This is a genomic window from Rhizobium mongolense subsp. loessense (genome assembly GCF_900099775.1).
Taxonomy (GTDB): domain Bacteria; phylum Pseudomonadota; class Alphaproteobacteria; order Rhizobiales; family Rhizobiaceae; genus Rhizobium; species Rhizobium loessense.
In genome coordinates this window covers 537492-562741 of record NZ_FMTM01000003.1, presented here as the reverse complement: position 1 = coordinate 562741, position 25250 = coordinate 537492, and the positions used below count along the sequence as shown (strand labels likewise).

General features: G+C 60.8%; 19 protein-coding genes and 3 pseudogenes. 9 read left to right on the top strand and 13 right to left on the bottom strand.

Annotation, left to right across the window (positions count from 1 at the left end):
• Positions 1 to 588, top strand: coding sequence for a hypothetical protein (locus tag BLP23_RS13980; protein ID WP_092585402.1), 588 nt, complete (start codon positions 1 to 3; stop codon positions 586 to 588).
• 229 nt (positions 589 to 817) lie between these two features.
• On the opposite strand, the gene BLP23_RS13975 is transcribed toward BLP23_RS13980, so the two are convergent.
• A complete protein-coding gene (locus BLP23_RS13975) occupies positions 818 to 1144 on the bottom strand; it encodes a GYD domain-containing protein (RefSeq protein ID WP_167363886.1) in 327 nt (108 codons plus the stop codon).
• A 482-nt stretch (positions 1145 to 1626) separates the two neighbouring features.
• On the opposite strand from BLP23_RS13975, the gene BLP23_RS13970 reads away from it, so the two are divergent.
• Positions 1627 to 3633, top strand: coding sequence for an ABC transporter ATP-binding protein/permease (locus BLP23_RS13970; protein WP_092585401.1), 2007 nt, complete (start codon positions 1627 to 1629; stop codon positions 3631 to 3633).
• 164 nt (positions 3634 to 3797) lie between these two features.
• Here the strand turns inward: BLP23_RS13970 and BLP23_RS13965 are convergent.
• The 6 genes and pseudogenes from BLP23_RS13965 to BLP23_RS13935 all read right to left on the bottom strand — a co-directional run.
• Positions 3798 to 4028: pseudogene (locus BLP23_RS13965) on the bottom strand (DUF1501 domain-containing protein); the annotation flags it as partial.
• Positions 4004 to 4454: pseudogene (locus BLP23_RS13960) on the bottom strand (DUF1800 family protein); the annotation flags it as partial. The pseudogenes BLP23_RS13960 and BLP23_RS13965, both read right to left, overlap by 25 nt.
• Entirely contained in the window at positions 4435 to 4788 is a 354-nt protein-coding gene (locus tag BLP23_RS13955) for a DMT family protein (RefSeq protein WP_092585400.1), read from the bottom strand. The gene BLP23_RS13955 and the pseudogene BLP23_RS13960, both read right to left, overlap by 20 nt.
• A gap of 142 nt (positions 4789 to 4930) precedes the next feature.
• Entirely contained in the window at positions 4931 to 5314 is a 384-nt protein-coding gene (locus BLP23_RS13950; protein ID WP_092585399.1) for a YciI family protein, read from the bottom strand.
• 695 nt (positions 5315 to 6009) lie between these two features.
• Entirely contained in the window at positions 6010 to 7260 is a 1251-nt protein-coding gene (locus BLP23_RS13940) for an MFS transporter (protein WP_092585397.1), read from the bottom strand.
• Between the two features lie 187 nt (positions 7261 to 7447).
• Positions 7448 to 8106: pseudogene (locus BLP23_RS13935) on the bottom strand (dihydrofolate reductase family protein).
• Positions 8107 to 8304: 198 nt separating this feature from the next.
• Between BLP23_RS13935 and uvrB the strand changes: the two are divergent.
• On the top strand, positions 8305 to 11346 hold the full coding sequence (gene uvrB / locus BLP23_RS13930; RefSeq protein WP_092585396.1) for an excinuclease ABC subunit UvrB: 3042 nt from the start codon (positions 8305 to 8307) through the stop codon (positions 11344 to 11346).
• A gap of 277 nt (positions 11347 to 11623) precedes the next feature.
• Here the strand turns inward: uvrB and BLP23_RS13920 are convergent, their stop codons facing one another.
• The gene (locus BLP23_RS13920; protein WP_167363885.1) at positions 11624 to 12229 is read right to left on the bottom strand and encodes a J domain-containing protein; all 606 of its coding nucleotides are present in this window, start codon (positions 12227 to 12229) and stop codon (positions 11624 to 11626) included.
• A gap of 695 nt (positions 12230 to 12924) precedes the next feature.
• Here BLP23_RS13920 and BLP23_RS13915 point away from each other — a divergent pair.
• Positions 12925 to 13137, top strand: a complete 213-nt coding sequence (locus tag BLP23_RS13915; RefSeq protein WP_018900054.1) for a cold-shock protein — start codon at positions 12925 to 12927, stop codon at positions 13135 to 13137.
• Between the two features lie 63 nt (positions 13138 to 13200).
• Here BLP23_RS13915 and dusA read toward each other — a convergent pair whose 3' ends face one another.
• Positions 13201 to 14223 carry a tRNA dihydrouridine(20/20a) synthase DusA gene (gene dusA, locus BLP23_RS13910; RefSeq protein WP_092585586.1) on the bottom strand — a complete coding sequence of 341 codons (1023 nt, stop codon included), beginning with the start codon at positions 14221 to 14223 and terminating at the stop codon, positions 13201 to 13203.
• Between the two features lie 148 nt (positions 14224 to 14371).
• Positions 14372 to 14911, bottom strand: a complete 540-nt coding sequence (locus BLP23_RS13905; protein ID WP_074068568.1) for a Pycsar system effector family protein — start codon at positions 14909 to 14911, stop codon at positions 14372 to 14374.
• A 114-nt stretch (positions 14912 to 15025) separates the two neighbouring features.
• Between BLP23_RS13905 and BLP23_RS13900 the strand changes: the two genes are divergently transcribed.
• The 4 genes from BLP23_RS13900 to BLP23_RS13885 all read left to right on the top strand — a co-directional run bounded on the left by BLP23_RS13900 (position 15026) and on the right by BLP23_RS13885 (position 21973).
• Positions 15026 to 18673 (top strand): FecR domain-containing protein, encoded by a 3648-nt coding sequence (locus tag BLP23_RS13900; RefSeq protein ID WP_092585395.1) that lies wholly within the window; start codon positions 15026 to 15028, stop codon positions 18671 to 18673.
• A gap of 29 nt (positions 18674 to 18702) precedes the next feature.
• Complete coding sequence (locus BLP23_RS13895; RefSeq protein ID WP_092585585.1) at positions 18703 to 20655, top strand: adenylate/guanylate cyclase domain-containing protein; 1953 nt, start codon at positions 18703 to 18705, stop codon at positions 20653 to 20655.
• Positions 20656 to 20730: 75 nt separating this feature from the next.
• Positions 20731 to 21432, top strand: a complete 702-nt coding sequence (locus BLP23_RS13890) for a fumarylacetoacetate hydrolase family protein (RefSeq protein ID WP_092585394.1) — start codon at positions 20731 to 20733, stop codon at positions 21430 to 21432.
• Between the two features lie 10 nt (positions 21433 to 21442).
• On the top strand, positions 21443 to 21973 hold the full coding sequence (locus BLP23_RS13885) for a gamma carbonic anhydrase family protein (protein ID WP_092585393.1): 531 nt from the start codon (positions 21443 to 21445) through the stop codon (positions 21971 to 21973).
• Positions 21974 to 21988: 15 nt separating this feature from the next.
• On the opposite strand, the gene BLP23_RS13880 is transcribed toward BLP23_RS13885, so the two are convergent.
• Genes BLP23_RS13880 through BLP23_RS13870 form a run of 3 tightly spaced genes read right to left on the bottom strand, consistent with a single transcriptional unit; the run spans position 21989 to position 24052 of the window.
• On the bottom strand, positions 21989 to 22387 hold the full coding sequence (locus tag BLP23_RS13880) for a Fur family transcriptional regulator (protein WP_074068577.1): 399 nt from the start codon (positions 22385 to 22387) through the stop codon (positions 21989 to 21991).
• Complete coding sequence (znuB, locus tag BLP23_RS13875) at positions 22384 to 23196, bottom strand: zinc ABC transporter permease subunit ZnuB (protein ID WP_092585392.1); 813 nt, start codon at positions 23194 to 23196, stop codon at positions 22384 to 22386. Before znuB ends, BLP23_RS13880 begins: the two co-directional genes overlap by 4 nt.
• Positions 23189 to 24052 (bottom strand): ATP-binding cassette domain-containing protein, encoded by an 864-nt coding sequence (locus BLP23_RS13870; RefSeq protein ID WP_092585391.1) that lies wholly within the window; start codon positions 24050 to 24052, stop codon positions 23189 to 23191. Before BLP23_RS13870 ends, znuB begins: the two co-directional genes overlap by 8 nt.
• A 101-nt stretch (positions 24053 to 24153) precedes the next feature.
• On the opposite strand from BLP23_RS13870, the gene BLP23_RS13865 reads away from it, so the two are divergent.
• Positions 24154 to 25140 carry a zinc ABC transporter substrate-binding protein gene (locus tag BLP23_RS13865; protein ID WP_092585390.1) on the top strand — a complete coding sequence of 329 codons (987 nt, stop codon included), beginning with the start codon at positions 24154 to 24156 and terminating at the stop codon, positions 25138 to 25140.
• Positions 25141 to 25250 lie beyond the last annotated feature (110 nt).

Here is a 25250-nt window from a genome sequence, read left to right as displayed (position 1 = left end):
ATGCAGGCGGCGGCGACACCGGAGGTCTTCGTTTATATCCGCGCCATAATGGCAATGGTCATCGGCCTCAGCCTCACCCGCCTGCTCACGGGTCTCGCCGGCATCGTCCAGTCGCCTAAGAAACACCGCGTCTACCACGTCCACCTCGGCTGGGTCGCGTCGATGTTCCTCTTCATCATCCATTTCTGGTGGTGGGAGTATCGCCTCGGCTCGCTCGTCGTCATCACCTTCGGCGTTTACCTCTTCCTCATCAGCTTCTGCTGCCTGTTCTATTTCATTAGCGTCCTGCTCTTCCCGACATCGATCGAGGAGTATGGCGACTACGAGGACTATTTCATCTCCCGGCGCATATGGTTCTTCGGCATGCTGGCGCTGACCTATGCCGTGGACCTCGGCGATACCTGGCTCAAGGGCCAGACCTATCTCCATGCGCTCGGCCGGGAATATCTCATCCGCAACCTCGCCTATATCGTCCTCTGCGTCGTCGCGGCTTGGACGCGGAACCGCCGCTTCCATATCGCCTTCGTCAGCCTCGGCCTGCTCTATCAGATCAGCTGGATCTTCCGGCTCTATGATGTGCTTGGGTGAGGCATGCTTAGCTCTGCATCGGCCCGAGGCGTTGCCTTCGCTGATAGCAATGTGCAAGCGCGAATATCCATGCACTCGCTTCGGCTTGTGAACAGCAGCTGTTCGGGTTGCGATAATCAAGTAGCGATGACTGCAACTGGCGCATTCCCCAAGGCCGACCTTTCGCTATCGGGCCGGAGCAGTCCGAAGCACTCGTCATCAACATGGATGGGAAGCATTGGGCCGCCGCCTACGCTGCCGGTGGACGATAGCGAATCGACTTCGCCCTTTCCAAGGCTTCGATCGTATCCTCGACGCTGAGAAGGACAGTGGTCTCAATAGCGCTGAGCGCACCACCTGCGCCGATAGCAAGCGCGACAGCCGCCATCGATACGTTATCAGGCGCCTCCCATAGATTCCAACCATCATGCTCGCCAAAGGCGTACCAGAACCCATGGAGCTTTCCGCCCACGGATTCAATGTACGTACGTGCCGCCTCCCGGCGATCTTCGGGGTTCTCGATCATGCGCGCCCATGTCTCGGGCGTGTAGCTGAAGCGCGTGAGATACATGGCCATGGTTTACCTCCTCCGTCAGAACAACAGTTAACGCTCAAGCCGGGGAGAACGCGAGTCATTTCCAAGGAGCGGGGACAGGCCTTCCTGCCGGTTTCGTTCGCAAAGAGGCAAAGACCGATGGCACGTGTTGCGAGAGTGAGGGCAGGATGTCGCGGGAAGCCACCTTACATTCATTGAGGACGTAACAACTACGGGAGGAGCTATACCGGACGCCTCCGGATGGCCGCCGAAGAAAGGGCTCAAGTTCTTGCAGTTGTCTTGCCAGGCGTAGTGAAGGTGCCCCCAGATCAGTGATGTGCCCGCACCTTCCCTATTCTCGGCAGACACGCATGCCGACTTGGAAATTGGGCAATGTTGCTTGGTGTCCCGGAGCCTTGGAAGGTCGAAGCGGCGACTGCCTCATTTTTTTCGACAAGCCCTCCGATGCCATGTTCGACACTGGCATCATGAAACCTTTTGATTTTTAAGCCGTTGTCGTGCTTATGACCGACGCAAAATTCAATCCGAAATCGGTCGACGGCACCAACTCGCACGGTGCCGAGAAGTCGCGCCAAGAGAAGGCATCGACTGTCGAGGTCGCGCCGCCCCCAAATGGAATCGAACCCGATACCGAGTTGACGCCTGAGGAGGCCGAGCAGGCGCGCAAGAGGTATTTGCTGACGCGTTTCTGGATCAGCGCGCGCGGTTACTGGGGCCGCACCGGCGACAGGCTCGCTTGGCCGTTCTCAATCGGGCTATTGACCCTGATCGGCATCAATGTCGGCTTCCAGTACGGAATCAATGTCTGGAATCGCGCAATTTTTGACGCCATAGAGCAGCACGATGCCCGCACCGTATATTTTCTGAGCGGCGTATTCCTGCCACTGGTGCTCGGAACGATCGTCCTTGTCGTTGTACAAGTCTCTCTTCGTATGGCGATTCAGCGCCGCTGGCGTTGCTGGCTCACTACCGCCGTCATAGCGCGCTGGCTCGCAAACGGCCGTTACTATCAGTTGAACCTCATTGGCGGCGACCACAAAAACCCCGAAGCGCGCGTCGCGGAAGATTTGCGGATTGCCACCGAATCGCCCGTCGATTTTATCGCGGGTGTCATTTCCGCATTTCTGTCGGCCTCGACCTTCATTGTGGTGCTTTGGACGATCGGCGGAGCCCTCAGCCTGACAATCGCAGGTTCGACCGTCACTGTTCCTGGCTTCCTCGTCATTACCGCGGTCCTTTACGCCACGATCACGTCGAGCTCAATGGCGGTCATCGGCCGCCATTTCGTCCACGTCTCTGAGGTCAAAAATCAAGCGGAAGCCGAATTTCGCTACACGCTGACGCATGTGCGGGAAAACGGCGAGAGCATCGCATTGCTCGGCGGTGAAGAGGAGGAGCGTAACGACGTCGAGAAGACGTTCGCCAAGGTGCTCAGGCAATGGGCGCTCCTTGCGCGCCAACACATGCGCACAGCGCTTGTGTCGCAGGGGTCGAGCTTGTTTGCGCCAGTCGTGCCGGTTTTGCTTTGCGCTCCAAAGTTTCTCGAAGGCAGCATGACCCTTGGACAGGTGATGCAGGCGGCCTCAGCCTTCGCCATCGTCCAAAGCGCGTTCGGATGGCTGGTCGACAACTATCCCCGCCTCGCCGATTGGAACGCCTGTGCACGCCGCATCGCTTCGCTGATGATGTCGCTCGACGGGCTCGAGCGCGCGGAACAGAGCAACGCCTTGGGACGCATAAAGCGCGGTGAAACTGAAGGCGATACGATGCTCAGCCTAAACGATCTCTCCGTGTCGCTTGACGACGGTACCGCCGTTGTCAAAGAAACCCAGGTCGTGATCGAACCAGGCGAGCGGGTGCTCGTAGCCGGAGAATCCGGTTCAGGCAAGAGCACGCTGGTGCGGGCCATCGCAGGTCTTTGGCCGTGGGGTGACGGCAGCGTCAATTTCCACCCCGACAGACGACTCTTCATGTTACCGCAACGGCCTTATATCCCTTCCGGCACGCTTCGCCGTGCAGTCGCCTATCCCCGCGCCGCCGATAGCTGGACGCTGGATAAGATTGAGGCGGCCCTCAAAAAGGTGGGACTCGACTATCTGAACGACAAGGTGGAGGACGACGCGCCATGGGACCAGACGTTGTCGGGTGGCGAAAAGCAGCGGCTCGCGTTTGCGCGTCTCCTGCTACACACTCCCGATATCATCGTGCTGGATGAAGCAACGTCAGCACTCGATGAAAAGAGTCAGGACAAGATGATGGAGATGTTGATCCATGAATTGCCGAAGGTCACCATCATAAGCGTAGCGCATCGAGCTGAGCTGGAGGCCTTCCATAGCCGCAAGATCACATTGGAGCGGCGCGAGGGCGGCGCAAAGCTCGTCAGTGATATTGATCTTGTCCAGCGCAAGAGAAAACGGAACTTGCTTTTGCGCCTTTTGGAGAACCGGCGCTCCCCACCCAAAGGGCGCACGACCTCGAGTAACGCGGCGATGCCCCAGAATAGAAATTGAAGTCCGCCTGGCCGGGGTTTCCGGAAGGACCTGGTCGAGCCTGCCTTGGGAAGGAGGTCGTGTCGCAAGCACCACCACCGGCAGTGATCAGGCAAGCGTAACTCCGTGGGCATCGATTAACAACGTAGGAGCAAGGGACCTAACAACCTAACGCCCAGCCTTCATCACGCCTTCAAAAACTGCGAGCCCTTGTCGAAGCTCAAGCCGGGGAAAATCTTGCCCGTCAGGTCCCCCGCCTTCACGTCGAACTGCCGGTAGAGCATCGCGGCAGCAATCTCGCGCACGTCGGCCGTCGGCATCAGATCGCGGTCGTCGAGCAGTTGGCCGTCGCCAATGCCGGGCCATTTACCGAGAATGCGTCCCCCATTGATTGCCCCATACGACGAAGCGCACCCTGCCCCAGCAACCGCGCCGTCTGGAAAGCCTTGCGCCGCTTGGACTTGCCGTCGTTGGCAGGATCGGGCCATTGCGTCCGCATCGCCGCCCATTGTCCTGTCCCGCCATGTCCTTCGGCGGCGCCACAACTTCGTCGTCGTCTTCCTGATTTCCCTTCATGAGGTCGCCCGCAATACCGTTGCCGCTGCCGGCGTTCAGTGCCCTCAAGCCCGCCACTATATAGTCGAACGGCTGGCGCGCCTTCGCGCCCTCGTCGCGCCACGCTGCGGGATGGTCGAGCATCGCGCCATAAACGGCCGTCAGGTCGCCGTCCGTCCTTTTCCAAACATGCGCCATCGCCGTCACCATCTCCTCCGCGGTTGATCGGAGACGAAGTGAGCCGCGAGCCCACTGGAAAGGTTGCGTTCATGCGCGGAAGATGAAGGAGGCTCCGATGGCGATCAGGGCAAAGCCGATAGCGTGATTCCAGGTCAGGTTCTCGCCGAGCCAGAAAACCGAAAAACCGGCGAAGACCATCAGCGTGATCACCTCCTGCATCGTCTTCAACTGCGCCGTCGTATAGACCGCCGATCCGATACGGTTCGCCGGCACCGCGAGGCAGTATTCAAAGAAGGCAATTCCCCAACTCGCGACGATGGCAAGGGCGATCGCACTGCCCTTGTGCTTCAGGTGCCCGTACCAGGCAAAGGTCATGAAGATATTGGAGGCGAAAAGCATGACGACCGGCCAGATGGCGGCGGGGCTGAGCGAAAAATACATGGGCGAATCCGATGGGAGAGAACTGGCGCCAGCTTGTATCTCCAAATAGTCAGGCTTCAAGGGGCCATGGCGACGTGCCGCAGCCCTTCCCCATCGAAAACACCAGTATAGCGGTGCGATGCCACCGCCGACAGCTCGCGCCCTAACCTTCATCCCTCGATGCCAGTGGCGCACCAGGAAGATAAAGCGAGATCGGCCGGATTTCATAGACTGCGGAGGGATTGGCGCGGCGCAGGTCGCGCGCTGCTGCAACGGCTGCCTCAAGCGTTGGATAATCCACGACGTAGAAGCCGAGCAATTGCTCCTTGGTTTCAGCAAAGGGGCCGTCGGTGATCATGCCGGCACCCATCCCCCGCAAGGTCACGGCGCGCCCCGTCGGGCCAAGCCGCGCGGCCGGTCCCAAATGCTTCTCCTCGACGAGGCGATCATTGACCTGGAGCAGTTCGCTCATCAGTGCCCTATCCTCCTCTTTGGTCCAGGATTCGACCACTTTCTCGTCGTGATAGGCCAGGATGGCGTAAAGCATGGATTGTCCCTCCTCGTGCGTCCGTCATTTTCCGCCACTCGAACGTCATCGCACAATCCTCACAGTCCAAGCGGATTCGACTGAAGCCAGAAACTGAATGCATGCGGTTGATTGCATAGGTCTGATAACTGGCGAGCAAGTTCGCCCGGGTCAAATACTGCTGTTTCCTGTGGCGCAAAAACCCGCCCCGTCGCAGGCCACTCAACAACATCACAATGCACCAAAAGGTTGCGGTCGATTTATTTCAAATCGCCGTGAGATACAGATTCATATGTCCGCTTGGAGGGAAAGACAATGCCCAGATTTTCGAACGTTGGCCGCGGCCAGCGGTTGCGAACGGCAGGAAAACTGCTGAATTCGTCGCCTATCTGATGCTCGGGGTCATCGTGTCATGACGGTACCTGAGGCGTCCTTCAACCCTGCCACCACACGCTCGAAGCCGCGGCGGTTCAAGAGGCCGGTCAGCGGATCCCGATCCGCAACGATCCGAACCCGGCGACGATCAGGAAGGTGCAGCCGAACGTCAGCATCATGACCGGCAGCAGAAAAGCGAAATTGTCGGTGGAACCATCAAACCCTCGCGGCGGGACGCAATACCTGACCTCCGCGGGAAATACATTAGCGTCGGGTGGTTAAGAAAGGCCTACGGCAAGACGATGAGGAACCCGGCGCAGGTCGCGCCGGTCCCTCGCCCTTCAGCTGTGCAAAACGCCCTGCGGCGTTTCGGCCCCCTCCGTGCCGAAACGCACGTCCTTCTTCTCGTAGCCGAAGCCGGAAAGAAGTGCCACGGCTACCGCCACCGCGCTGGCGACGATCAGCAGCGCCGTTGCATAGTCGCCGTTCCAGCGCTCCGCGAGCCCCGCCTGCATCGTGGCGTTGCCGGAGGCAAGCAGATTGCCGAGCTGGTAGGCGAAGCCCGGGAAGGTGCCGCGCACCTCATCGGGCGACAGCTCGTTGAGATGCACCGGCACGATGCCCCAGGCGCCCTGCACGAAGAACTGCATCACGAACGCGCCGACGGCGAGCAGCACCGGCCCCGGCGCATGGACCCAGATCGGCGCAACGGGCACGGCAAGCAGCGCGGCGATGACGATCGCACGCTTCCGTCCGATCCGCTGGGATAGCTGGCCGAAGAACAGCCCGCCACAGATCGCGCCGATATTGTAGACGATGGCGATTGCGCCCGTCGTGTAGCTATCGTAGTTGCGCTGCGTTTCCAGGAAGGTCGGATAGATGTCCTGCGTGCCGTGGCTCAAAAAGTTGAATGCGGTCATCAGCAGCACCGACCAGACGAGCAGCGGAATGTTTTCCCTAAGGATGGTGAGGAACGGCCGCCTTCCCTGCGCCTGCCGCTTCAAGAAGACCGGGCTTTCGGCGACATTGCGGCGGATATAGAGCACGAGGAGCGCCGGCAGCGCGCCGACGAAGAACATGCCGCGCCAACCGATCACCGGAAAGAGCAGGAAGAAGACGATCGAGGCGACGAGATAGCCGGAGGGATAGCCCGCCTGAAGGATGCCGGAAACGATGCCCCGGCTCTTCTCAGGCACGGTCTCCATGACCAGCGAGGCGCCGACGCCCCATTCCCCGCCCATAGCGATGCCGTAGAATGCGCGCAGCACGAGGAACATGGTCAGGCCCGTCGAGAATCCGGTCAGGAATTCGAACAGCGAATAGAGTAGCACGTCGGCCATCAGCGTCACGCGCCGCCCGAACCTGTCGGCTGCAAGCCCGAAAATCAGCGCGCCCACCGCCCGCATCGCAAGCGTCAGGAAGATCGCCACCGAAACAGCCGGGACGTCGGTGTGGAACTCCTCGGCAATATGCTTGAGAACGAAAACGAGAATGAAGAAATCGAAGGCATCGAGCGTCCAGCCGAGATAGCTGGCAATGACGGTGTTGCGTTGCTGCTGGCTGAGCGCGCGCAGGCTTTCCAATGCGGACATTATGCTTCCTCCGTCCGAAAGCGGCGGCGAGGCGGGCAATATCCGGATGCCGTCGAAGAGAGTTTGGCCCGAAACCGGGGTTGCCGGACGGCAACGCCGGACAACGGCAGCACTCCTGCCCTTGTTCCGCGCCTGCGACAGTTTGACCGCCACAAAGCACCGGCCTGGTCGGCCGCGCCCGTTCACCTCAGCTCAGGTTCCTGCGCCGCTCAAGCTCCGCCGCGGTCGGCTTTTCGAATTCGAATGAGCCGGTGACGACGTCGCCGTCGCGGATGTATTTGTTGATCGTGACACCGGATCCGGAGACCTTCGATCCGACGAGTTTCAGCGCGCCCGGAAAGGCACCGTCGCCGAACAATTTCTTGCCCTTCCCGAGCACAACCGGAAAGATGAAAACATTGATTTCATCGACCAGGTCGTTTCTGAACAGGGTTTGCAGTAAGTCGGTCGAGCCCTGAGTCAGCAGATCCGGCCCTCCCCGCCTTTAAGCGTCCTGAGTGCGCCGACCACGTCGGCCCCGAGCACCTGGCTGTTCTGCCAGCTGAGCTTGAAGTCCGGATTGCGGGTCGCGACATATTTGGTGATGCGGTCGAACAGCGGGCCGATCGGGTCGTCGGCAGCGACATAGGGCCAGTGCGCGGCGAAAATTTCGTAGGTCTTGCGGCCGAGCAGAAGGTCGAACGGCCGGTCGAACATCTCGCCAACGGCCTTTCCCATCGCCTCGTCGAAGTAAGGAGCAACCCAGCCGCCATACTTGAAGCCCCCGACGGGATCTTCGTCCGGGCCGCCCGGGGCCTGCATGACGCCGTCGAGACTGACAAATGCACCCGTGATGATCTTTCTCATATCTGCACTCCTTCGTGGAGCCCCGTGGCCCGTTACATGTCAAGGACGTGGGGCAGCCGTGCGCACCGACAACAGCGGGAAAAAATTGGGCCGGAAAAACTTGATCGGCACTATTCACCAAATCCGAACGATTCATTCGTTTCCCTTTTGTACTCTTTGCCTCTTCCCTTTAGCGCTGACTCTCTCCATATTCCGCGCATGGCCAAATCGACGAAGAAATCCCCCGCCCCGAACGGCTTCGAGGAAGCCCCGCAGTCGTCCTTTGAAGGCGCTCCATTGGAGGGCTCCGTCGCCGACTGGGTGAAGCAGCTCGAGGCCGATGCGGAGGCGTCGAGCGTCGAGACGCAGCGCGAGATAGCCTCCAAGGCCGGCAAGCACCGCAAGAAGGTGGAGATCGCCGCCTCGAAATCGGCGCGCGGCACCTCGATGGGCGGCTCGACCGATCCGAAGACTCGCGCTGCCGCCGGCCTCAATCCGGTCTCCGGCATGGATACGACGCTGGAGGAGGCCTCGCAGCTTTCGGCCGGCACCGCCGTCACGGCCACTGTCGAGGCGCTTTCGGCGCTCATCGAGTCCGGCAATCCGCTGCACAAGAATGGCAAGATCTGGACGCCGCACCGCCCGGCCCGGCCGGAGAAATCCGAAGGCGGAATCACCATCCGCATGGCTTCGGACTACCAGCCCGCCGGCGACCAGCCGACTGCCATCAAGGACCTCGTCGAGGGTCTTGTAAACGGCGATCGCTCGCAGGTGTTGCTCGGCGTCACCGGCTCGGGCAAGACCTTCACCATGGCCAAGGTAATCGAGGCGACACAGCGCCCCGCCGTCATCCTGGCCCCGAACAAGACGCTCGCCGCCCAGCTCTATTCCGAGTTCAAGAACTTCTTCCCGGACAACGCCGTCGAATATTTCGTCTCCTATTACGACTACTACCAGCCGGAGGCCTACGTCCCGCGCTCCGACACCTATATCGAGAAGGAATCCTCGATCAACGAACAGATCGACCGCATGCGCCACTCGGCGACGCGCTCGCTGCTGGAACGCGACGACTGCATCATCGTCGCCTCCGTCTCCTGCATCTACGGTATCGGCTCGGTCGAGACCTACACCGCCATGACCTTTCAGATGTCGGTCGGCGACCGCCTCGACCAGCGCCAGCTGCTCGCCGATCTCGTCGCCCAGCAATACAAGCGCCGCGACATGGATTTCCAGCGCGGCTCGTTCCGCGTCCGCGGCGACACGATCGAGCTCTTCCCGGCGCACCTCGAAGATGCCGCCTGGCGCATAAGCATGTTCGGCGACGAGATCGACGCCATCACCGAGTTCGACCCGCTGACTGGCCAGAAGACCGGCGACCTGAAATCGGTCAAGATCTACGCCAATTCGCACTATGTCACACCACGCCCCACCCTCAACGGCGCCATCAAGGCGATCAAGGAGGAGCTGAGGCTCCGCCTTGCCGAGTTGGAAAAGGCCGGCCGCCTGCTGGAGGCCCAGCGGCTGGAGCAACGCACCCGCTACGACATCGAGATGCTGGAGGCCACCGGCTCCTGCGCCGGCATCGAGAACTATTCGCGCTATCTGACCGGCCGCGCCCCCGGCGAGCCGCCGCCTACCCTCTTCGAATACATTCCCGACAACGCCCTGCTCTTCATCGACGAGAGCCACGTCACCGTGCCGCAGATCGGCGGCATGTACCGCGGCGACTTCCGCCGCAAGGCGACGCTCGCCGAATACGGCTTCCGCCTGCCGTCCTGCATGGACAACCGCCCGCTGCGCTTCGAGGAATGGGATGCGATGCGCCCGGACACCGTCGCCGTCTCCGCCACGCCGGGCGGCTGGGAGATGGAGCAGGCCGGCGGTGTCTTCGCCGAACAGGTCATCCGCCCGACCGGCCTCATTGACCCACCGGTGGAAGTCCGCTCCGCCCGCTCCCAGGTCGACGACGTGCTCGGCGAAATCCGCGAGACTGCCGCCAAGGGCTACCGCACCCTCGTTACCGTGCTCACCAAGCGCATGGCCGAGGACCTCACCGAATACCTGCATGAGCAGGGCGTGCGCGTCCGCTACATGCATTCCGACATCGACACGCTTGAGCGCATCGAGATCATCCGCGACCTGCGCCTCGGCGCCTTCGACGTGCTAGTCGGCATCAACCTTTTGCGCGAGGGCCTCGATATCCCCGAATGCGGCTTCGTCGCCATTCTCGACGCTGACAAGGAGGGCTTTCTGCGCTCCGAAACCTCGCTGATCCAGACGATCGGCCGCGCCGCGCGCAACGTCGACGGCAAGGTCATCCTCTATGCCGACACCGTCACCGGCTCGATGAAGCGCGCCATGGAAGAAACCAGCCGCCGCCGCGAAAAGCAGGTGGCCTACAACGAGGAACACGGCATCACCCCGGAATCGGTGAAGGCCCGCATCTCCGATATCCTCGATTCGGTCTACGAACGCGACCACGTCCGCGCCGACATCTCCGGCGTCTCCGGCAAGGGTTTTGCCGACGGCGGCAACCTCGTCGGCAACAACTTGGCTGCTCATCTCAGCGCGCTGGAAAAACAGATGCGCGACGCTGCCGCCGACCTCGATTTCGAAAAAGCCGCCCGCCTCCGCGACGAAATCAAGCGCCTCAAGGCCGCCGAGCTGGCGGTCATGGACGACCCGATGGCCCGCGAGGAGTCGAGGGCGATGGAGGGCGGACGCAAGGATGCTTCGAAGCTCCGGTCTTCGACTGCCGCAACTGGCGCCAGCAGGAGCCCTCATGATGAGGAGGCTCAAAGGACGGTCTCGAACCAAGAGGGCGGGCGTGGAACCTCCTCCTTCGCCAAACCCAGCCTCGACGACATGGGACCCGGCACCGACACCGCAATACCGCTCTTCCGCAAGCCCGATCTGGATGAAATGGGCCGCGACGTCGCCGAACCCGCGAGGAAGCCGCTCTTCCGCAAAAACACCCTCGACGAAATGACCGTCGGCCGCACCGAAAAACCGGTCACCGGCAAGCTGCCGGTAAAGCCGGACGCTGCGAAGAGCACGAAGCCATTCTCACCGCTGCAAGAAGGCCAGCCGGAACGCGCCGACGCGCCATCCTCTCCGTCATCTTCGGGCTTGACCCGAGGATCCAGTGAGGACCCTCGCCCCCTCGTCCGCGGCAAGACGGGCGCCGGCTCCTACGAGGACCCTGTGGATCAGAAGCGCAAGGGCCGGACGAAGGGCAAGACCGGGCGTCCGGGCCACTGAACTTCCTCCCCATCCCGGGTTGGGTTCGATCCGGGATGCAGCCAGGGGGCGTCGGCGCAGCCTTCGGTCAAACCGCTGATCGACGTGCAGCACCTCGTCGGAAATCACGTTGTCGATCACGACATGCGAAAGCAGCTTCGGCCCCATGGCCCATAATGCGCGCATGATCCGTATCCTCATTCCTGCGATGCGCCGGCGCGGACCGATATCCAGAATTCGACGTTAGCATGCATCCTTGGATCAAGCCCGAGGATGACCGGGAGGCGTGGACCGCCCCCTACTCCGCAGCCTCCCCCCGCCGCTCCGTCACGGCCACCATCGCCACCATTTCCACCTCATAGGAGTACCCCTCGAGCATCTGATAGGCATGCTCGATCGCCTCGATCTGGCCTTCCGCCTTGCGGATGGCGTCGGTGATCGACTGGCTGCGGGCCCGCAGCATGGAGCCGAGCACGTCGGTTTCCGGGCGACGGCCGAGGCGGTCGATGTGCTGGCGCACCCGATTGCGGTGGCGCTCCAGCTCCAGGATGTGGAAGCGGTTCTTGACGATGTCGTCGGAGAGTTTTCTGCGCATGGCCGCCACCGCGTCGAAGCTGCCGGGCTCGCGCTCGTCGAGGATGACGTCGTTGACGAGTTTTTCCAGCATCAACACGCCTTCGAGGTCCTTGGGGTCTGCAAGCTGCGGATCGTAGCCGGTGTCGTCGTAGACGCGGCGGCGCACCGGGTCCTTCAAGAGTTCGTAGGCGGTCTGCAGGCGGCCGAAATGCTCCGCATCGCCGCCCGAGTCGGGATGCGCGGTCTTGGCGGCCTTGCGCCAGGCGCTGCGGATCGCCTGCTCGCCGGCGTCGCGGTCAAGTCCGAGCAAAATATAGGGATCAATCAAACCGCCCACCTGTCCTTTAGCATTCACCTGTCCCCACTCCCGTGACCTAACCCCTCGGCCCTCCGGCATCAAGCCCGAAGCACCCGCGCCCGCCATATTCGGTTCCAGTCGGGACGAAATTGTGGAGCGGCATGTGAATTCGCTTGGGCGCGAGCACTTCGATGAACCGACTTCAGCGGCCATTCGTCGTCCATATGCTTGTCACGGGGATCCAGCAGCACCATGTCCATGGCGCGGGGAGGCTCATTCAACACTGAAGAGAGCCAATCACTCTACCGACACGGCCTCGACGTAAATCGCTGCAGAGAACGGGCGGCGCGGTCCCGTTCCGGTACGGAATCCGCAAATGATACAGGCTGCACTGTGAAAGGTAACATTTCGTCAAGTGTTTGAATCTTTGGCGTTTCCGGGCTCGTATCAGCGCATGCCACAATATTGCCGCTTGCTTTTTTCCCGAAATGCTGTCACCAATTGCAGCACTCGGGCATTAGCATGCCGGTGACTGGACAGATGTGGTAAAGCCTTCCATTACGGAAGGCGGCGCGGGTAACCCCCGCCTGCGTAGACGTTCTTTCCCCGTACGTGACTTCTCCGACTGACCCTTCGTTCCGGTCTAACGGGACGAAAGCTAAAGCCGTCCGCTTCCTCTCGGGGGCGCGGATACCAGACAGACTAAGGGAAAAGGACTATCCCACATGGCCACCAAAGGCGTCGTAAAATTCTTCAACCAGGACAAGGGTTTTGGTTTCATCACTCCTGACGGCGGTGCAAAGGACGTATTCGTCCACATCTCCGCTCTCCAGGCATCCGGCATCCAGTCGCTGCGCGAAGGCCAGCAGGTCACCTTCGACACCGAGCCGGACCGCATGGGCAAGGGTCCGAAGGCCGTCAACATCTCGGCCAACTGATTTTAGTTTCTGCCACGGCAGGAATGAGAACGGCGCCTCCCAGGCGCCGTTTTGCTTTGGGTGTCAGGCGCTCAGCGCCTCCTTGGCACCGGAAAAATCCACCGCCGCAAACGCCGCTGCGATCACCTCCGGCCCGGCGCCTGCCTTTGCCGCATCGCTCGACAGAATCTGCCGGTAACGCCTGGCGCCTGGCAGCCCGGTGAAGAGCCCGACCATATGCCGCGCCACATGCTGCAGCCGCCCGCCGCTTTCGATATGCCGCGCGGCATAGGCCATCATGCGGTCGCGCAGCCCGTCCCAGTCCGGCTCGGCCGCCGGCGCGCCGAAGAAGCGGTGATCGAGATCCGCCAGGATCCCCGCATTCTGATAGGCCGCCCGCCCCAGCATCACGCCGTCGACATGCTCGAGATGCGCGGCTGCCTCGTCCAGCGTCTGGATGCCGCCGTTGATACCGATAAAGACCTCCGGCCACCGCTCCTTCATGCGGTAGACGATGCCGTAGTCGAGCGGCGGGATCTCGCGGTTCTCCTTCGGGCTCAGCCCTTTGAGCCAGGCCTTGCGCGCATGGATCCACACGCCATCGGCGCCTGCGTCCACCACCCGCGCCAACAGTTCCGGCAGTGCCTCTTCCGGCTCCTGCTCGTCCACGCCGATCCGGCACTTTACCGTGACGGGTACGTTGGAGACTGCCTTCATGGCCTTAACGCAATCCGCCACCACCTCCGGTGTCAGCATCAGGCAGGCCCCGAAGGTTCCCGACTGCACCCGGTCCGAAGGGCAGCCGACATTGAGGTTGAACTCGTCGTAGCCGTAGGGCCCGGCGATCCGCAGCGCCTCGGCAAGTTTCACCGGATCCGATCCGCCGAGCTGCAGCGCCACCGGATGCTCGTCGCTATCAAACGACAACAGCCTCTCCCGCGGCCCGTGAATGATCGCGTCCGCGACGACCATTTCGGTATAGAGCAAAGCATTCCGGCTGATCTGCCGGTGGAAATACCGGCAATGGCGATCGGTCCAGTCGATCATCGGCGCAACGGCGAACACGGGGCCATTGGAATACTGCCCCTTGCCGTCCGCCAAAGACATCTTGCCGCCTTGCGTCATGATAAACTCGATCTCGTTTCGCTGCCGTCCCGCTGCTCCGAACCGGAGCATGGTGAGCTTAGCTCACGCGGGACGAGGGCTTATAGCGAAGAAATAGGTCCAAGGCCAGCTTGCGCCGCAGCTGCATCGCTTAAGCCGCAATCAGTAGGAGCACATAGGCGATGACGGTCACCATCAGCCCGCGGAAGGCAAAGGTCACGCAGCGGTACTTTCCACGCGCGATAGCCGAGAGGATATCGGCATTGTTCAGGTACTCGTTGAAAAGATAGACCTCGTCCCGGCGCTGCGCCGCATCCCAGAAGCGATGGCGATGCTTGCCCCAGGAGCCCCAGAACAGGGAAGTCGACTTGTTCACGTGGCGGGGCAGCACTACGAGGATGGCCGATATGATTGAAAAGACCGAGGCCGCAGCAAGCAATCCGGAGAAAAGCATGCTTTGCTGATAACCGTTCACGTAGCGCTCCAATGTAAATACGCTGCGCACATCGCTTGAGCTGACCAAGAAGGCGAGCATAAAAGTAAAGATATACGCAGCTTTCTGGTCAGAAATCTTGATCTGATCGTAAAAGATATCGTTGATTTTCTTTATGTGATCAAAATACTCCGCACCAATATCCTCCGTCGAAGGCCCACTCCTCATAAGCTCAGCCGCACTTTCAAAATCCGTCACGTTCTCAACTCCAGCCCAAAAGTGTTTCCGTGATATTACACTTCACAGTCAAAGCAATAGCGCGGATGCAACGCATCTTGACTTTTCAACTTCATATAGACACACGCTTTAGACATGAGGGGTAGATTCATCAGTTCCATGTCCGCCGTTACGGCGTTGAGCGTGGCGGCGTGCTGTCTTGCGCGGCCGGCAGCCGCTGAACCCGTACAGCGCGCGGCACCGGCCGCAGGCTCCGTCATCGACCGCAAGGTGGGCGAGGAAGTCCGCTTCGTCGACCTGTCGAATTGGCAGAATGTCGACCTGCACCAGGAATTGCTGGGCGGCGACGTGCTTCGGACCAATGCCACCGGCCAGCTCGCGGTCCTATTCGCGGACCACACGCAGGTACGCCTCGGCCGGAATTCGTCGTTGCAGGTCAAGCAGATGGCGCCGGCGGGCGATACGATACTCAACCTCCAATCCGGCACGATGTGGGCCCGCGCCCAGCGCGGCGGCTCGCGCCTGACCGTTCAGACACCGGCCGCGGCAGCCGCCATCCGCGGCACCGACTGGACGCTGACGGTCAAGGGTGACCAGACCTCCCTGATCGTGCTGGAAGGCAGCGTCGAGCTGAAGAACGAGCACGGCAGCGTCGAGGTCGCGCAAGGTGAAGCGGCCGTTGCCACCATCGGCCAGGCGCCGCGCAAGCTCGTCATCGTTACGCCGGACGACCGCGAGCAGATGCTATTCTACCTGACGCTGCGCGGCGGCTTCACCTTCATGCCCGCCTCGCCGCTTCCGGTGCAAAAGATGCGCAACGAACGCGGCCGCATCGAAGGCAAGGCACCTGAGGCAAGAAGTGCGGAGGACTGGCTGACGCTAGCCGAGGTGCAACTGTCGCTCGACGGCCGGCACAAGGCGCTGGAATCGCTGGCGAATGCGCGCACGCTCAAGCTTACTGCCGCCCAACGGGCCCGGGCCGACCTGATTGACGCCCTGATTGCCGGCGCCGAGAAGCGATACGACGAGGCAGCAAAATTGTTCTCGCGGGCCGAACGGGTGCTCGATCCGCAGCGTCGGAGCATCGCGGCCTATGGCAGCTACTATTCGCGTTCGCTGCGCGATCCGGGTCATGTCGAAAAGCCGCCGGCAAACATCACAGGACCCTATGCTGCCGTGATGAAGGCCTACACGGCAGGGTTCCTTGAGGATATCCCTGCCGCGATAGCGACGATGAAGCAGGCGGAAGCGCGATATCCGAGCGATTCCACCCTGCCCGCCTTACGCGCGCAGCTCGCGATGCTGATCAACGACCGCATCCAGATGAAGGAGGCGATCGATCGATCGATATCGATTGATCCCGCCGACCCCAATGCGCTCGAGGCCCGCGCGCGCATGCGCGCCGACTATGAAGGCGATCTCGATGGTGCGCTGGAGGACCTGAACAATGCGATCAAGGTCGCGCCCGGCTCGTCTACGGCCTGGAACGACCTCGGCCTGCTCCAAGATGCCAGGGGTGCGACGCGTGAAGCCGAAACAGCGCTCAAGAAGTCCATCGAGCTCGATCCAGACGATCCGGTTGGCCATGCAAATCTCGCGATCCTCTATCTCGACCAGTCGCGCATGAGAGAGGCCAAGCGCGAGATCGATTTGGCGCTCGCCGCCGACCCGGCCTTCAACATCGCCATATTGGCACGCGGCCGCTACTATCTGCAGATGGGCGAGAGGGAGAAGGCGGTCGATGACCTGCTCGCCTCCTCAACTGCCAACCCGGGCTATTCGCAGGCCCAGCTGATGCTCGCCGCCGGCCACTACGAGAATGGCAACCGCGAAGCATCCAGCCAGTCGCTCGACAATGCCGATCGGCTCGACAAGAACGATCCTTCTGTCGCAGCATTCCGCGCAGCCGTCGCAATTGACGAGTATGATTCTGATGGCGCGATGAAGAGTGCCCGTGAATACCTCAAGCGATCGCGCGCGCGGGGCGGGTATTACGCCTCGCTTGGAGCCAATCAAAACGGCGGCTCGACTCTTAATGCAGCTTTCCGCCTCCAAGGTTTGGACGCCTGGGGCCAATATTACGGGGATGCGGTTTTCGATCCGTTTTCGGGCAGTAGCTATTTCGACCAGACTTTTCGTGGAAGCGTGAACCCGCTCGCCAATTCATTCCTTTATGGCGGGAACGTGGTCACCAACACCGCAAACGCGTCATCCTATTCGTCCTTTATTCAAGGATTATTGTTTGATCCACATATGCTTTCAGGTCGTTCGCGGTCGGCAAATCTTGCGCGCATGCCCTTCCTGGAAGGCTCGATTGGCGCCGGAACAACGCTGACGCAAGAAAATGCGGGATCGTTGGGTGAGGCTGAAATTCAGGGCTTTTCCAACGAACCCCGGCCCATTAGCTTTTTCGCAAATTTTCAATGGGAAAAGACCTCGGACACGACCCGCGAATACAATAACGGCACACTTGATTTAAACACCGACACCAAGCTCGTCGCCGGCAATGGCTACGTGACGGCCTCGATCACTCCGGACGATCGTTTCGTCGCTTTCGTCAATCATTCAGATTCAAAATACGATCTCGACATTCCATCCAGAGCATTTCTGCCGCTGGTGCCGGGCCTCTACTATGGGCTTGATAACGAATTTACCATTGCCGGAGTCGGCTTGAGCCACACGTTCGGATATCGAAACGTATTAAATTCAGCTTTCTTCTATTCATCGATTGATACTTCGATGGATCAAAACATTCTCGTTCCGCCACTAATTCCCGGTCTCTTCTCAAGCCTGATACACACTAAGCAGGAAAATTACGTTGGCGCGATAAATCACACCTACGGAATGGATGACCTGACCTGGCGCTATGGTGTCGAAGGAGGATGGATCGACACAGAAACGACCACGGGCGTTTCCTTGGTTGGTGTTCCTCTCGGTGAGGTCGAGGAACATACCGGTACACGCTATGGCAAGGTGTACATCGATCTCCTTCATGAGATAACGCCCGATTTGAAGGCGGAGTACGGGCTTTTCGGTACCTCTTACCAAGGCGACGACGTAGACATTCAACGTCTCGAGCCCCGTATAGGAGTCGCGTGGTCGCCGGCGGAAGGCCATTGGCTGCGAGCCGGTTATTTGCGACAAGCCACGAATGGCACCACGCCAACCCTTGCCCCGGTCGGCATCGTTGGCCTGCAGCCTAACACATTCGGTATCGATCTTTCAGGGTATGCGGATACGTTCACTGTTCGGTGGGATGCTGAATGGAATGACTGGTTGTTTACGGCTGTTGACTTCCAGCATCAGGAATTTCGCGATCTCTCAATCGACAACATCATCGCGCTGGAGAGCTTCGACACCCGCAAAGCGCGCGCAGATCGTGCTTCGTTTACAGCAAACATTGCTTTGGGATATGGGTTTGGCTTGGCTGCGACATACGCCCTCAGCGATTCCGAAGATAACGACCCGTCAAGCGACGGTTATGGCCAAGAATTGCCATTCCTACCAAAGCACTCCGGACAAATTGCCCTCACGTGGGTGAACGAAGCCAATGTGAAAGCTACGCTTGCCGCCAACTATGTCGGTGAACGGCACAGCGATCAATCCGATGAGATCCTCGACGATCACTGGACGCTCGATGCGAACCTTGTCTGGGAGCCACTTGATAAACGGTTCGCACTCGAAGCCGCAGCTTACAATCTGCTTGATGAGGATTTTGAGGTCGCCTCAGGGTTCAACGGCTGGGGCCGCGTGTTCAAAGGCACGCTTGAAATCCGCTTCTGATGATCGCGGTCGCGGATACCGGGCAAAAAATGCGCAAGCCAGGCTGGCCGTTCAGCAGCCGGCCGGTGCGGCTGGCGGTACTAGTGCTTTTGACGCTGATTACCATTTCGCTGCTCTCGCGTCTGCCCGCCTGGTCGCTGCTGGAACTGCGGAGCTTCGACTATCTTTCGACCGTCGATGACCCACTGCCGCCTGCCGATGCGCCGGTGATCGTGGCGATCGACGAGCCGTCGCTGGCGGAGATGAATGAGCAATGGCCCTGGCCGCGCAGCCTGCATGCCCGGCTGATCCGGCAGCTGCGCGCAGCGGGCGCAAAGGCGATCGGTCTCGATATCATCATGGCCGAACAGTCTTCGCGAGAGGACGATGCGGCAATAACGGCGGCCGTCGGGCCGGACATTGTGCTTGCCGGCGACGAGACGCTGATCCAGACGCCGCAGGCCGACCAGTTGATTCGCGCCACGCCGATGCCGCAACTGACAGAAGCCGGCGCGAGAACCGGCATCGCCTCGATCGATCTCGGCGGCGACGGCGTCTTCCGCAACATCCCGTCCTATCAGGACGGCTTTGCCATCACCCTTGCGCAGGCAGCCGGGAAGGCACCGGGCCGCCTTCCCGCCCACGCGCTCATTCAGTCCTTCGGACCATCACGCAGTTATCCGACGGTTTCCTATTATCAGGCGCTGGACCCAGAGAACTTTCTGCCGAAGGATTTCTTCAAGGACCGCGTGGTGTTCGTCGGCCTCAGCCTGCAGAATGCGCCGGAAATCGACAAAGGCGGTGCCGATGCCTTTGCGACGCCTTACACGGTCCATACGGGCAGACTGGTCGCCGGCGTCGAAATCCAGGCGACGATCTACGACAATATTGTGCACCGCTATTCAATCGAGCTGGCGCGCCTTCCAGTGGTTGCCCTCGCCATCCTGTTTGCCGCCATTCTCGCTGCTGCGACCGTCTGGAAATCCACGGGCTGGCGGACATTCGTCGCCACGGTTATCTTCATCGGCGTGGCGGCGGCGCTGAGCTATGCCGGCATCCGCCTCGGCAACCTGTTCGTCTCGCCGCTGGGGCCGGTCGTGGCTTATGTGTCCGTCGCCTTCGGCCAGGCGGCATTCGATTTTGCCGAAGAGCGGCGAAAGAAGAAGCAGATCACCCTCGCCTTCTCGCAATATATATCGCCCGATCTCGTCAAACGGCTTTCCGAGGATCCATCACAGCTGAAGCTCGGCGGCGAGCGGCGGACGCTCTCGGTCCTGTTTTCGGACGTGCGGGGCTTCACGACGATTGCCGAAACTCTGAAGGACGATCCGGAGCAGCTCACCGGCCTCATTAACCGCCTGCTGACGCCGCTTTCCGATGTGGTCATGGATCACGCCGGGACGATCGACAAGTATATGGGCGACTGCATCATGGCGTTCTGGAACGCGCCGCTCGACGATGCGGATCATGCACTGCATGCCGTTGCCGCCTCGCTCGCGATGCAGGAAGCGATCGCGAGCCTGAACAGGCAGCTCGAGATAGAGGCCAGAATAAACGGAACGCCGCTGCATGCGCTGAAAATGGGCGTCGGCATCAATACCGGCGAGTGCGTTGTGGGCAACATGGGCTCGAACAGGCGTTTCGATTATTCCTGTCTTGGGGACGCGGTCAATCTCGCCTCGCGCCTGGAGGGAGCCTCGAAGAATTATGGCGTCGCTCTGCTTCTCGGCGAGCAGACTGCGAAGCTTGTGGCGGGCACCTATACAGTCGCCGAGCTCGACCGTGTCCTCGTTAAAGGCAAGACGCTCCCCACCCCGGTTTTCACGGTGCTGCATCACGCGGATGCTGCGGCGCTGGCAGCGCACCAGGCCTTCGTGGAAATGAAATATGCCGGCAAGCTTTCGCCCGACGATACCGTATTCGAGACGCTGCCGCAGATGATCCCCGAACTTGCTGCCTATTATGCGATCGTTCGCAGCGACGTCTCGGGCACGGAAGGATAATCGTCCCGTTGTGCTTTCCCCGCTCGCGATTTTCCGTTTAAGATCGCCGGACTCGATAACAGCAAGAGCATCTCAATGTCCGCAACAAGCCCCGCCACCGTCATCCCACTTCCGCAGCCGGTTCTGCTTGCCATCGAAGGCACCAGCGACGTCTTTCCGGTGCGCCGCGTCTATTGCGTCGGGCGCAACTATGCGGATCACGCGATCGAGATGGGGCACGACCCGAGCCGCGAGCCGCCATTCTTCTTCCAGAAGAACGCCGACAACCTACTGCCTCCCGGCAAGCCGTTTCCCTATCCGTCCCTTTCGACTGACGTGCATTACGAGGCAGAATGCGTGATTGCGCTGAAATCCGGGGGCGGAAACATTCCCCTCGGCAACGCGCTTGACTGCATCTACGGCTACGCCGTCGGTATCGATTTCACCCGCCGCGATCTGCAGGCCGAGGCAAAGAAGCTCGGCCGTCCATGGGAAGTTGCGAAAGCGTTCGAATATTCGGCACCGGTTTCGGCAATCGTGCCCGCAAGCCGCCTCGGCCATCCGGACGCGGGCCGCATCTGGCTCGATCATAACGGCAAGCGCGTTCAGGACGGCGATCTGAAGCAGATGATCTGGAAGATACCGGAAATCATCGCTGAGCTCTCCAAGCTCTTCGTCCTGGCGCCGGGCGATGTCATCATGACCGGCACGCCGGCCGGTGTCGGCGCCGTCAAAATAGGCGATCGCGTCGAATGCGGCATCGACGGTATCGCGACGCTTTCCATAACCGTCGCCTGAGGAGATTGCCATGCCCGTTTACGCGCTTGGGGGATTGTCGCCGAAACTGCCGCCGAGCGGGCTCTACTGGATTGCGCCGGACGCGCGTGTCATCGGGCAGACGGAGCTTGGCGAAGGCGTCGGCATCTGGTTCGGCGCCGTGCTTCGCGGCGACAACGAGCCGGTCACCGTCGGCAACAACACCAATATCCAGGAAGGCGCGATGCTGCACACCGATCCGGGCTTTCCGGTGACGATCGGCGAAGGTTGCACCATCGGCCATCACGCGATTATCCACGGCTGCACGATCGGCTACAACTCGCTGATCGGCATGGGCGCAACCGTCTTGAACGGCGCAAAGATCGGCAACAACTGCCTTGTCGGAGCCAATGCCCTGGTGACGGAAGGCAAGGAATTTCCCGACGCTTCACTGATCGTCGGTTCGCCTGCCCGCGCCATACGGACGCTCGATGAAGAGGCGATCGAGGGGCTTAGGCGCTCGGCGGAAAAATATGTCGCCAACTGGCAGCGTTTCGCCCGCGACATGAAGCGTATCGACTAGCCTCCCGCAATCGCGCTACGCGGCGCAGGTCTCGCAAAGACCGCGGATTTCGATCGTCGTCTTCTCCGCCTTGAATTTCTTGCCGCGCGTCCAGTCCATCAGTCGATGATCGACCTCGTGATCGTGGAATTCCATGACATGACCGCAGCTTTCGCAAATCGCGAAGGCAACGGTCCCGTGGCTGTGGCAATTCTCGTTCGGATGGGCGCAGACGACGAAGGAATTGATACTCTCCAGCCGATGCACGACGCCATATTCGAGCAGCTTCTCCAACGCCCGGTAGACCTGAAGCGGCGCGCGGAACCCGTGGTCGCGCAGCTTGTCGAGGATCGTATAGGCGCTGAGCGGGCCGTCGGCCTTTTCCAGCACGTCGAAGACCAGCGCCTGGTTCTTGGTCAGTTGCGGTGCGTTCATGAGCCTTGTCCTTGCGGTTCCTTGCGTCCAAGCCTCGGCAGCAGGCTGAGGATGAAGAGAATGAGTGCGGCAACCACGATCGACGGGCCTGACGGCGTGTCGTAAGTGAGCGATCCGAACAGGCCGCCGACGACGGCGGCAGCACCGATCAGCGATGCGAGTGCGGCCATGACCTCCGGTGTCGACGAGAAGCGGCGGGCCGCGGCCGCCGGGATGATCAGCAGCGACGTGATCAGCATGATGCCGACGATCTTCATGGCGATGGCGATGACGACCGCCATCAGAAGCATGAAAAAGAGTCGCGCCCGCTCTGGCTGCAGCCCCTCGGCCTCGGCAAGCTCGGGGTTCACGGTCGATGCCAACAGTGGACGCCAGAGCCAGGCGATCGCAGCGACGACAAAGAGGCCGCCACCCCAGATCAACGCGATGTCGGTTTTCGAGACGGCGAGGATATCGCCGAAAAGGAAGGCGATGAGGTCGATGCGTACCCAGCTCATGAAGGCGACCATGACGAGCCCGATCGCCAGCGTCGCGTGCGACAAGATGCCGAGCAGCGCATCGGCCGACAGCGCCTGCCGCTTTTGCAGGAAGAGCAGCAGGATCGAAACCGTCGCCGCAACGGCGAAGACGGCAAGCGTCAGATTGAATTCAAAGAGCAGCGACAGCGCGACGCCGAGCAGCGCGGAATGGGCAATCGTATCGCCGAAATAGGCCATGCGCCGCCAGATGATGAAACAGCCGAGCGGCCCGGTGGTAAGCGCCAGACCGACACCGGCAAGGATCGCGCGGACGAAGAAGTCGTCAAGCATGGCGCTCTCCCGCATGATGGTGGTGCTCATGATCTGAGTGGTCGTGATCGTGGTGATGACCGTCGCCCGGATGGCAATGATCCGTCACCGAACCATCCGAATGCAGCACGCGGCCGTCCGGCAGATGCGTGTGGTCGTGGTGGTGGCTGTAGACGGCGAGCGTCTTTGCCGCGCGGCTGCCGAAGAGACGCACATATTCCGGGCTCTGGCTGACCGTCTCCGGCGTGCCACGGCAGCAGACATGGCCGTTGAGGCAGATCACCGTATCGGTCTCCGCCATGACGACATGGAGATCATGCGAGATCAAGAGGATGCCGCAGCCGGTGGAATTACGGATCTGCTTGATGAGATCGTAAAGCGCGATCTCGCCGGAGAAATCGACGCCCTGCACCGGTTCATCCAGCACGAGGAGATCGGGCTTGCGGGCAATCGCACGCGCCATCAGCGCCCGCTGGAACTCGCCGCCGGAAAGGTGCTGCACCTCGGCATTCAGCATATGAGCCATGCCAGCGGCCTCGAGCGCGGCCATCATCTCGCGTTCGGGAAGCCGGCCGGTGAGCGTCATGAGGCGCCGGACGGTGAGCGGAAGCGTCCAGTCGATCGCAAGCTTCTGTGGCACGTAGCCGACCTTGAGGCCGCTTGCTCGCTCCACCCTGCCCTCATCGGGCTTCAAAACGCCGATCGCTGCCTTGGCGCTTGTCGATTTTCCGGAGCCGTTCGGACCGATCAGGGTTACGATCTCGCCGCGTGAAATCGAAAAATCCACGCCCCTGACGAGCCAGCGGCCATCCCGCCGGACACCCACATTGTGGAGGGAAACCAGCGGCTTCGAGGCAGGGTTTGCGGGAGATAACATCATTTTTCCGACAGTGCTGTTGCGTCATGCTATCGCACACGTTATAGCATTACGCAATTGATGTAATAACATTACAATTGCTATTCAAGCGGAGCGTGAACATGAATCTGGCTATGAGCCTTTCCCTCGCGATCCCGGCGATCCTGCTTGCCGGGGCATCCAAGGCGGCGGATGCACCGGCAGTCGTTGCTTCGATTAAGCCGGTCCATTCGCTGGTTTCGGCGATCATGCAGGGCGTCGGCACGCCGGAACTGATCATCGATGGCGCTGCCTCCCCGCATACCTACAATCTCAAGCCGTCGGATGCGAGCGCGCTACAGAGCGCCAAGATGATTTTCTGGGTAGGTCCCGGCCTCGAGGCATTCCTCGAAAAGCCGCTGGAATCGCTAGGCTCCGGCGCCAGCATTGCCGAGCTGGAGGATGCGCCGGGCGTCGTGAAGCTGAAGTTTCGCGAAGGCGGCGCCTTCGAACCGCACGATGACGGCGAAGAGGCGAAAGCCGGACATGAGCACGAAGTGGCCGGGCAGGATCATGACGCGCATGCGGAAGGCGATCACGATCACGGCGCATTCGACACGCATCTGTGGCTCGACCCGATGAATGCCAAGGCCATGGCTGCGGAAATCACCACGACGCTGGTGGCCGCCGATCCCGCCAACGCGCTGACCTACCAGGCCAATGCCAAGGCGCTCGACGAAAAGATCGATGCGCTCGACAAGGAAATCACCGGCATCGTCGCCGCGGTAAAAGACAAGCCTTTCATTGTCTTCCATGACGCCTACCAGTATTTCGAGCACCGCTATGCCGTCCGCGTCGCTGGCTCCATCACGGTGAGCCCGGAAAACTTGCCCGGCGCCGAGCGCGTTTCGGAGATCACCAAGAAGGTTGCCGACCTCGGCGCCACCTGCGTCTTCGCCGAACCGCAGTTCGAGCCGCGCCTGGTCAATGTCGTCATCGAAGGCACCGATGCGAAGGCCGGCGTACTCGACCCGGAGGCGGCAACGCTGGAAGCAGGCCCTGATCTCTATTTCACCCTAATGCGCGGCATCGCCAACAGCATCAAGGATTGCCTTTCGCGCGAAAGCTGAGCCGGAAAGGCGAGAGCCGGAAAGGCGAGCGCTTATGCTCGCTTTCTTTGCGCAAAAACGTAATGATATAACATTAATATGGAAAAGACCATGGATAAGAGACTTCCCGT

What these genes read in the sequence shown, in the direction of transcription:
- BLP23_RS13980 (WP_092585402.1), top strand. Translation starts at nt 1, where the DNA reads ATGCAGGCGGCGGCGACACCGGAGGTCTTCGTTTATATCCGCGCCATA.
- BLP23_RS13975 (WP_167363886.1), bottom strand. Translation starts at nt 1,144, where the DNA reads ATGGCCATGTATCTCACGCGCTTCAGCTACACGCCCGAGACATGGGCG.
- BLP23_RS13970 (WP_092585401.1), top strand. Translation starts at nt 1,627, where the DNA reads ATGACCGACGCAAAATTCAATCCGAAATCGGTCGACGGCACCAACTCG.
- BLP23_RS13955 (WP_092585400.1), bottom strand. Translation starts at nt 4,788, where the DNA reads ATGTATTTTTCGCTCAGCCCCGCCGCCATCTGGCCGGTCGTCATGCTT.
- BLP23_RS13950 (WP_092585399.1), bottom strand. Translation starts at nt 5,314, where the DNA reads ATGCTTTACGCCATCCTGGCCTATCACGACGAGAAAGTGGTCGAATCC.
- BLP23_RS13940 (WP_092585397.1), bottom strand. Translation starts at nt 7,260, where the DNA reads ATGTCCGCATTGGAAAGCCTGCGCGCGCTCAGCCAGCAGCAACGCAAC.
- uvrB (WP_092585396.1), top strand. Translation starts at nt 8,305, where the DNA reads ATGGCCAAATCGACGAAGAAATCCCCCGCCCCGAACGGCTTCGAGGAA.
- BLP23_RS13915 (WP_018900054.1), top strand. Translation starts at nt 12,925, where the DNA reads ATGGCCACCAAAGGCGTCGTAAAATTCTTCAACCAGGACAAGGGTTTT.
- dusA (WP_092585586.1), bottom strand. Translation starts at nt 14,223, where the DNA reads ATGTCTTTGGCGGACGGCAAGGGGCAGTATTCCAATGGCCCCGTGTTC.
- BLP23_RS13900 (WP_092585395.1), top strand. Translation starts at nt 15,026, where the DNA reads ATGAGGGGTAGATTCATCAGTTCCATGTCCGCCGTTACGGCGTTGAGC.
- BLP23_RS13895 (WP_092585585.1), top strand. Translation starts at nt 18,703, where the DNA reads ATGCGCAAGCCAGGCTGGCCGTTCAGCAGCCGGCCGGTGCGGCTGGCG.
- BLP23_RS13890 (WP_092585394.1), top strand. Translation starts at nt 20,731, where the DNA reads ATGTCCGCAACAAGCCCCGCCACCGTCATCCCACTTCCGCAGCCGGTT.
- BLP23_RS13885 (WP_092585393.1), top strand. Translation starts at nt 21,443, where the DNA reads ATGCCCGTTTACGCGCTTGGGGGATTGTCGCCGAAACTGCCGCCGAGC.
- BLP23_RS13880 (WP_074068577.1), bottom strand. Translation starts at nt 22,387, where the DNA reads ATGAACGCACCGCAACTGACCAAGAACCAGGCGCTGGTCTTCGACGTG.
- znuB (WP_092585392.1), bottom strand. Translation starts at nt 23,196, where the DNA reads ATGCTTGACGACTTCTTCGTCCGCGCGATCCTTGCCGGTGTCGGTCTG.
- BLP23_RS13870 (WP_092585391.1), bottom strand. Translation starts at nt 24,052, where the DNA reads ATGTTATCTCCCGCAAACCCTGCCTCGAAGCCGCTGGTTTCCCTCCAC.
- BLP23_RS13865 (WP_092585390.1), top strand. Translation starts at nt 24,154, where the DNA reads ATGAATCTGGCTATGAGCCTTTCCCTCGCGATCCCGGCGATCCTGCTT.